This window comes from uncultured Enterovirga sp. (assembly GCF_964242715.1).
Taxonomy (GTDB): Bacteria; Pseudomonadota; Alphaproteobacteria; order Rhizobiales; family Beijerinckiaceae; genus Enterovirga.
Window position 1 is genome coordinate 1 of sequence record NZ_CAXTAZ010000100.1, and the last position, 5,416, is coordinate 5,416.

6 protein-coding genes are annotated in these 5,416 nt (G+C 63.9%); 2 read left to right on the plus strand and 4 right to left on the minus strand.

The window, feature by feature from the left end:
- The first annotated feature begins 91 nt into the window (after positions 1-91).
- Both ACFE87_RS24565 and ACFE87_RS24570 read left to right on the plus strand, forming a co-directional pair.
- A complete protein-coding gene (locus ACFE87_RS24565; RefSeq protein ID WP_375462289.1) occupies positions 92-271 on the plus strand; it encodes a hypothetical protein in 180 nt (59 codons plus the stop codon).
- Positions 272-387: 116 nt separating this feature from the next.
- On the plus strand, positions 388-912 hold the full coding sequence (locus tag ACFE87_RS24570) for a hypothetical protein (protein ID WP_375462284.1): 525 nt from the start codon (positions 388-390) through the stop codon (positions 910-912).
- Between the two features lie 65 nt (positions 913-977).
- Here ACFE87_RS24570 and terL read toward each other — a convergent pair whose 3' ends face one another.
- The 4 genes from terL to ACFE87_RS24590 form a co-directional block, all read right to left on the minus strand.
- Positions 978-2,399 carry a phage terminase large subunit gene (terL, locus tag ACFE87_RS24575; protein WP_375462288.1) on the minus strand — a complete coding sequence of 474 codons (1,422 nt, stop codon included), beginning with the start codon at positions 2,397-2,399 and terminating at the stop codon, positions 978-980.
- 5 nt (positions 2,400-2,404) lie between these two features.
- A complete protein-coding gene (locus ACFE87_RS24580) occupies positions 2,405-2,809 on the minus strand; it encodes a DUF5681 domain-containing protein (protein WP_375462285.1) in 405 nt (134 codons plus the stop codon).
- Positions 2,799-4,043 (minus strand): site-specific DNA-methyltransferase, encoded by a 1,245-nt coding sequence (locus ACFE87_RS24585; RefSeq protein WP_375462286.1) that lies wholly within the window; start codon positions 4,041-4,043, stop codon positions 2,799-2,801. Before ACFE87_RS24585 ends, ACFE87_RS24580 begins: the two co-directional genes overlap by 11 nt.
- 508 nt (positions 4,044-4,551) lie before the next feature.
- A partial coding sequence (locus tag ACFE87_RS24590) for a recombinase family protein (protein ID WP_375462287.1) occupies positions 4,552-5,416 on the minus strand: 865 nt, incomplete at its 5' end.

Here is a 5,416-nt window from a genome sequence, read left to right on the forward strand (position 1 = left end):
TCCGGCCAGCCCCAGACCGTCTCAATCCACACGAGGATCACACCGATGAGGATTAGAAGCCCTCGACGGCGTTGAGCCAGGTTGCGGAAGGTTGCCGGGCCGCGACAAGTCCAGCGCGCTGCCTTTCTCGTACGCCCAGCGATCGAGCGCCTTCGAGACGAATTCCGGGCCGTTATCGACCCTGATCGTCCGGGCAAACGCGAAGCGCATGGGAGTCGAGCCGCAGGACCTCATCGCTGAGCTGACGGCCGCGACGTCGCACCAGATTTGAGCCGGTCCCGCCAGTCGGATCAGCCTTAACGAGGCGAGTACCAGGGTAGACGGCCAGCAAGGTCCGTGATCTTATTGAGTCGAGACGGCTCCACATCTCTCACGGGGAGTTCATCTGTGATCATTGATTTTGATGTTCGAGTCTGTTTAACGAAGCTCCACTGGGGTCGTGGGCTGCAAGAACGCCATGTTCAACCGTTACTAGCGAAACGCAACGGTTCAGAACTTCCCGAACCGCTGCGTTTGTACGTCGAGCGCTATCCGAACGGTGAACCCGAGAAGCCTCACGATGTCGGACAAGCGCGCTTTCGCAAGTTCGACGGCGTTCCGAAACGTGCGTCTCGCGTCGCGATCAATCGCGCGCGGATCCTCGTCGACTACCTGCTAACGATGCTCGATCTCTGGAACGGTAGTGACTACGATCGGCGGCGCGCTCACAACGGCGACGCCAGGCCGACCGCTGCGGTCGTCGCCGCAGAGACGATTGTTGGCAAGTACGGACTTCGTGTCGGCCACAAGCGCCTGTTCAACCTCATGTCCGCATGGCGGCGCGATTACGACGTGTGCCGTCATGCGCGACGGCTCTGGGACGCTCACCATCGCCTGATATCGCGGTCGGTTACGGAATGCGCTGCGGGTTAGATGACGCCTGAGGTGATGAGCGAGTCTGTGCACGGGGAAGTACCGGTACACAGCCTTGCTCGACGTCAGTGAACGAAGGTCTGGTTGATGTGACCGACGTACGTCACGCGGGCCATCGTCCATGCGAGGAACTGTGTGATGCTGTCGACCTGATCGTCGGTCCCGCGTGGGAACGCGACGATCTCGGCACGCAATTCCTCGAGGTATGCTGCGCCCGCACGAAGCAGGACGCGCCCTTGTTCGATCGCAACTGAGGCCGCTTCTGCGCGTTCGACCTTGTCCTTGACAGGCGTGATGGCCGTGACCTCGTACCAGTCAACACCGTCCGGACGCTCTCGCTGGAACTCCTGGATCAGATGCTGTCCTGAGGACGTGTCCTCGATGAGCACGTAATTGGCACCGAACTCCTTCGCCAACGCGATCACCTTGCGCCGGAGATCGGGATAGGCGAGGCGAGCCCGATATACGTCAAGCAGGTGAAATCTGTCTTCGCGGATGAGCCACGTCGTGCAGACCGAGTAGTCGTTCGTGATCGCGGTCTTCGACGCCGTGTCCCAGGATTGAACGATCTCGTCAGTTGGACGAAGGTCGCCAAGGCGGTCGTAGGATCCGAACCAGCTCCAGTGGATGATCGCGCCTTCTGGCGCAGTCGGTCGTTGCAGGTATTGGGCTGCGAAGGCTCGCGCGCCCATGTCCCGCTCAATCCGGGCAAGCACCTCAAGCGGCTCCCGCTCGGGATGGAGAAGGCTCCCCCTGAGGCGAAGGTGGGACTGATCGGGCCCGATCAGGATGCGCTGGTCCTCCTGCGCAATCGCCGGAAGATCGAGATGGAGCCATTCGCCGGTCGGCAGCAGGTGTCCGACGAGGTCGTCGATGTGCAGCCTCTGCATGACCAGGATGATGACGTCGTTACGTTTGTCGTCCAGGCGAGTTATCAGTGTCTCCCGGAACCACCGTATCGGCCGTTCGCGCATCACGTCAGATAAGATGTCGTCCGCCTTGATTGGGTCGTCGATGATGATGAACCCTGCGCCCCGACCGGTCAGCGGCCCACCCGTGGAAGCCGCGTAGCGGCCGCCTCGCTTCGTTGTGACGAAGTCCATGTCCGCCGAACGACGGCGACTCAGGCGCGTGTTGGGAAAGAGGCGGCGGTACCACTCCTCCTCCATCACCGTCCGGGTGTCCCGGGCGAACATGGCCGCGATGTCAGCATTGTAGCTGACCCCCATGATCTTGGCTGACGGGTCGTGTCCAAGCAGCCAGGCCACGAACGCGACCGAGGAGCACACGGACTTCAGGTGGCGTGGTGGCACCGTGACGATCAGCCGACGGACGTGGCCGAGCCGACAGAGCTCGAGATGGTGGGCGATCGCTTGAATGTGCCAGTTCCGCATTAGGGGCGTGGCGGGCGCGAGCGTGCCCATGCACTTCTCGATGAACGAGACGAAGTCGGTACGGATGACGGCGTCGAGGAAGCGAGCGTTCATGTCGGTCACGAAGACCTCCCCTTGTTGATGCGGCTGAGGTAATTGGCCAGGATGTCGGCATCGGCCGAGGCGAGGTCGGTCTTGTCCCGGACCTCGTCGTCCATGCCGAAGGCGCGGAGCAGCAGGGTGTAGGCTTGAGCTTGGGCCCGAGCGTCGCCCTTGATGGCGCGCGCGATGGTGGCTTTGACCAGAGCGCGCTGCTTGGTCAGCCGGAGTTGCCGGTCGCCGTCCCGGAGGGTGAGCCGCTCCGACAGCTCCTCCTCGAGATCATGCTTCAGGTTGCGCCGGCCCTTCGGCCGACCTCTGGGGTTCGCCGACACGCCCGGCTTAAAACGGGAATGCAGAGGCGGACGCTTGTAGCCGACCTTGTAGTCGGCGGGCTCGTCGTCGGGGGGGCCGTCAGCGCTCATTGCCGGCCCTCCGGGACGCCGCGAGCTTGTCGAAGGTCAGGCCGCTCTCGTCGTGCACGGCGACGAGGCCGGTCCGCTCGGCCGCCAGGATCGTGGTGCCGGAGCCGAGGAACGGGTCGAGCACCGTGTCGCCCGGGCGGGTGCAGTCCAGGATCGCGTCCGCGATCATGGCAACCGGCTTCACGGTCGGGTGGTCCTTGAGGTCGGCGAGCCGGCCGCGGCGCATCGTGCTGGCGCCGGGGTACTCCCAGACGTTGGTCCGGTTGCGGCCGTGCCGGCCGAGCTCGATGTTATTGACGTGCGGCGCGGTGCCGTTCTTGAAGACCGCGATCAGCTCGTGACGGCTCCTGTAAAACGAGCCAAGGCCGCCATTGTCCTTGGCCCAGATACAAAGGTTTTTTAGCTCGTAGCAGCGTCGTCCGGCGGTGAGCAGCTCGAACAGGTGCCTCCAGTCGATGAAGATGTAATGCAGGCTGCCGTCAGCGCTGTGGCTACAGGCGAGCGCGAACACGCTGCCCAAAAAGGAGGTGAACTCCTCCTCCGACATCTCGCCGCCCGCCATCGCGAAGGAAGGGTGCTCACCGCGATTTCGCTTGCTGATGTGGCCTTGCGTGGCAACGTTATATGGCACGTCGGCGATGACGGCCTGCACGAGCTCCCGCGCGAGCAGGGCGTGATAGATTGCCGGGTCAGTCGCATCGTGACAGCCCAGCCGATGCCGGCCGGCGATCGTGAAGGTGTCCCCGCGCCGGCTGATTGCGGGTCGCCGGCGGTCCGGCTCCTCGATCGCGTCGGCCTCATCGACCACGGACCCGTCGCCGACATGGTTCAGCACCTTGTCCAACTCGGCTGCGTCGAAACCGAGGTTCTCGACCTCGAAGTCGATCTCGGCCAACCCGCTTAGAACCTCCGCTAGACGATCGGGGTCCCAGCTGCTGTTATCGGCGAGCTTGTTGTCGGCCACCATCAGGCCGCGCTGCTCGGTCTCGGACAACCCAGTCACCCGGATGACGGGTACGCTCTTGAGGCCCAGCTCGACTGCTGTCTCGTAGCGTCCGTGACCGGCGATGATCCCGTAGCTCTCGTTGACCAGGATCGGGTTTGTGAAGCCGAAAAGCTGGATACTGCGTGCGATCTGGCGGCGCTGCTTGCGGCTGTGCACCCGGGGGTTCTTGGGATTCGGCGCGAGCTTGCCGAGGGGGGCATATTCGATCTGGTGAAGAGTGGCGGGCATGTCTGCCTCCGTTGCTGGAGGCAGACCACCTAGGGCATGGAGCGAACCGGAGCATTCCCGATTTTGGAGCGGTACCGGCACCGCACGCTTGGCTCGCACGTCCGGTCGGGAGACGCTGATCCCATTTCAGGCGATCAAACGACCTGCGAGGTGAGTGAAATTCCCTGATCCTTGCAACGGGAATTTCGGCCGAGGTTGGGCCACGGCGCTGGGAGATCGGTCCGCACGGGGCCGGGTTCCGTCCACCGAACGCGAGTCGTCCCTGTATCTTCCCTGTTTATCAGGGAATGGCCCTTCACGGAGACCGGTTCGTGCGGACTGCGTCCACCACCACGCAGTCTAGTTAAACCACCGTTTCCGGTGCGGGCCTAAGTTCTCTCGACCTATCCGAGACTTAGCCGAGCAGCCCTGAAACAGAGACCGTCTTCTCTCGCATTTCGGGTCTCTGTCCGGCCGTTTGGGTGCCCAGTCTCAGGTGCCCTAAATTCCGTTTCCGCAGATGCAGCCGTCAGAGCCCGAGCGCATCGTGCTGGGCGTGCCAGGGTGCAGGCTGCTCGGAGAGTTGGGCCAGGCCGATACCGCGCGGGAGTCCGCCCGCCACGATGGTCCTGACGACCTCTGGTGACAGGAACGCGAGCGACAGTGTCATCCGGACGGAGCGCTCGCTGCAGCCTTCGCGGGACGCGATGGCATCGGTGTCGGCGATGCTGCCGGAGACGATCTCGTCCAGCCATCCCCGGCCACGCGCGATGGATCGGAGCAGGCGGGCGCGATCCAGGCTGCGGGCTGGCCTTGCGCGATCTGGATCAACTCCTGACGGCACGATGATCTCGCGCTGACGGGTCGTCGGGCTGCGGATCCAGGAGGCCTGGATCAGCTCGCCCGTCGCGAGTTCGATGTCGAGGATGTCCGGACGGACCGTGACCTCTCGGATCGACTCTACCATCTCCGCATCTGAGTGATCGGATGGGTTTGCTGTGCCGCTCCGGATCGCATCGATGACGGCGGCCTCGATCTCGGCCGCTGGAACGCGGGCGATGCTGCCGGCCTCCTGCTTGCGGCCTTGCTGCACGGCCTGGCTGACGTAGTACCGATAGCGCCGGCTGCCCTTTTGGGCATGCGTCGGGCTCATCGCATGACCACGGTCGTCGCGGAGGCGCCCGGTCAGAAGATGCTCAGACGGGCTGCCCGGACGGTTCTTGCGATGCGAGTGGGCCGCGAGCTGCTTTTGGACCGCGTCGGAGCTCGCCGGATCGACGATCGGGGGATGCTGCCCGGCATGGACCCGGCCCTTGTGGGAGAGCTGGCCCACATAGATGGGGTTCTGCAGGATGGCGTAGAGATGGCCGCGGCTGAACGGCTTGCCGCCTGAG

What these genes read in the sequence shown, in the direction of transcription:
- terL (WP_375462288.1), bottom strand. Translation starts at nt 2,399, where the DNA reads ATGAACGCTCGCTTCCTCGACGCCGTCATCCGTACCGACTTCGTCTCG.
- ACFE87_RS24580 (WP_375462285.1), bottom strand. Translation starts at nt 2,809, where the DNA reads ATGAGCGCTGACGGCCCCCCCGACGACGAGCCCGCCGACTACAAGGTC.
- ACFE87_RS24585 (WP_375462286.1), bottom strand. Translation starts at nt 4,043, where the DNA reads ATGCCCGCCACTCTTCACCAGATCGAATATGCCCCCCTCGGCAAGCTC.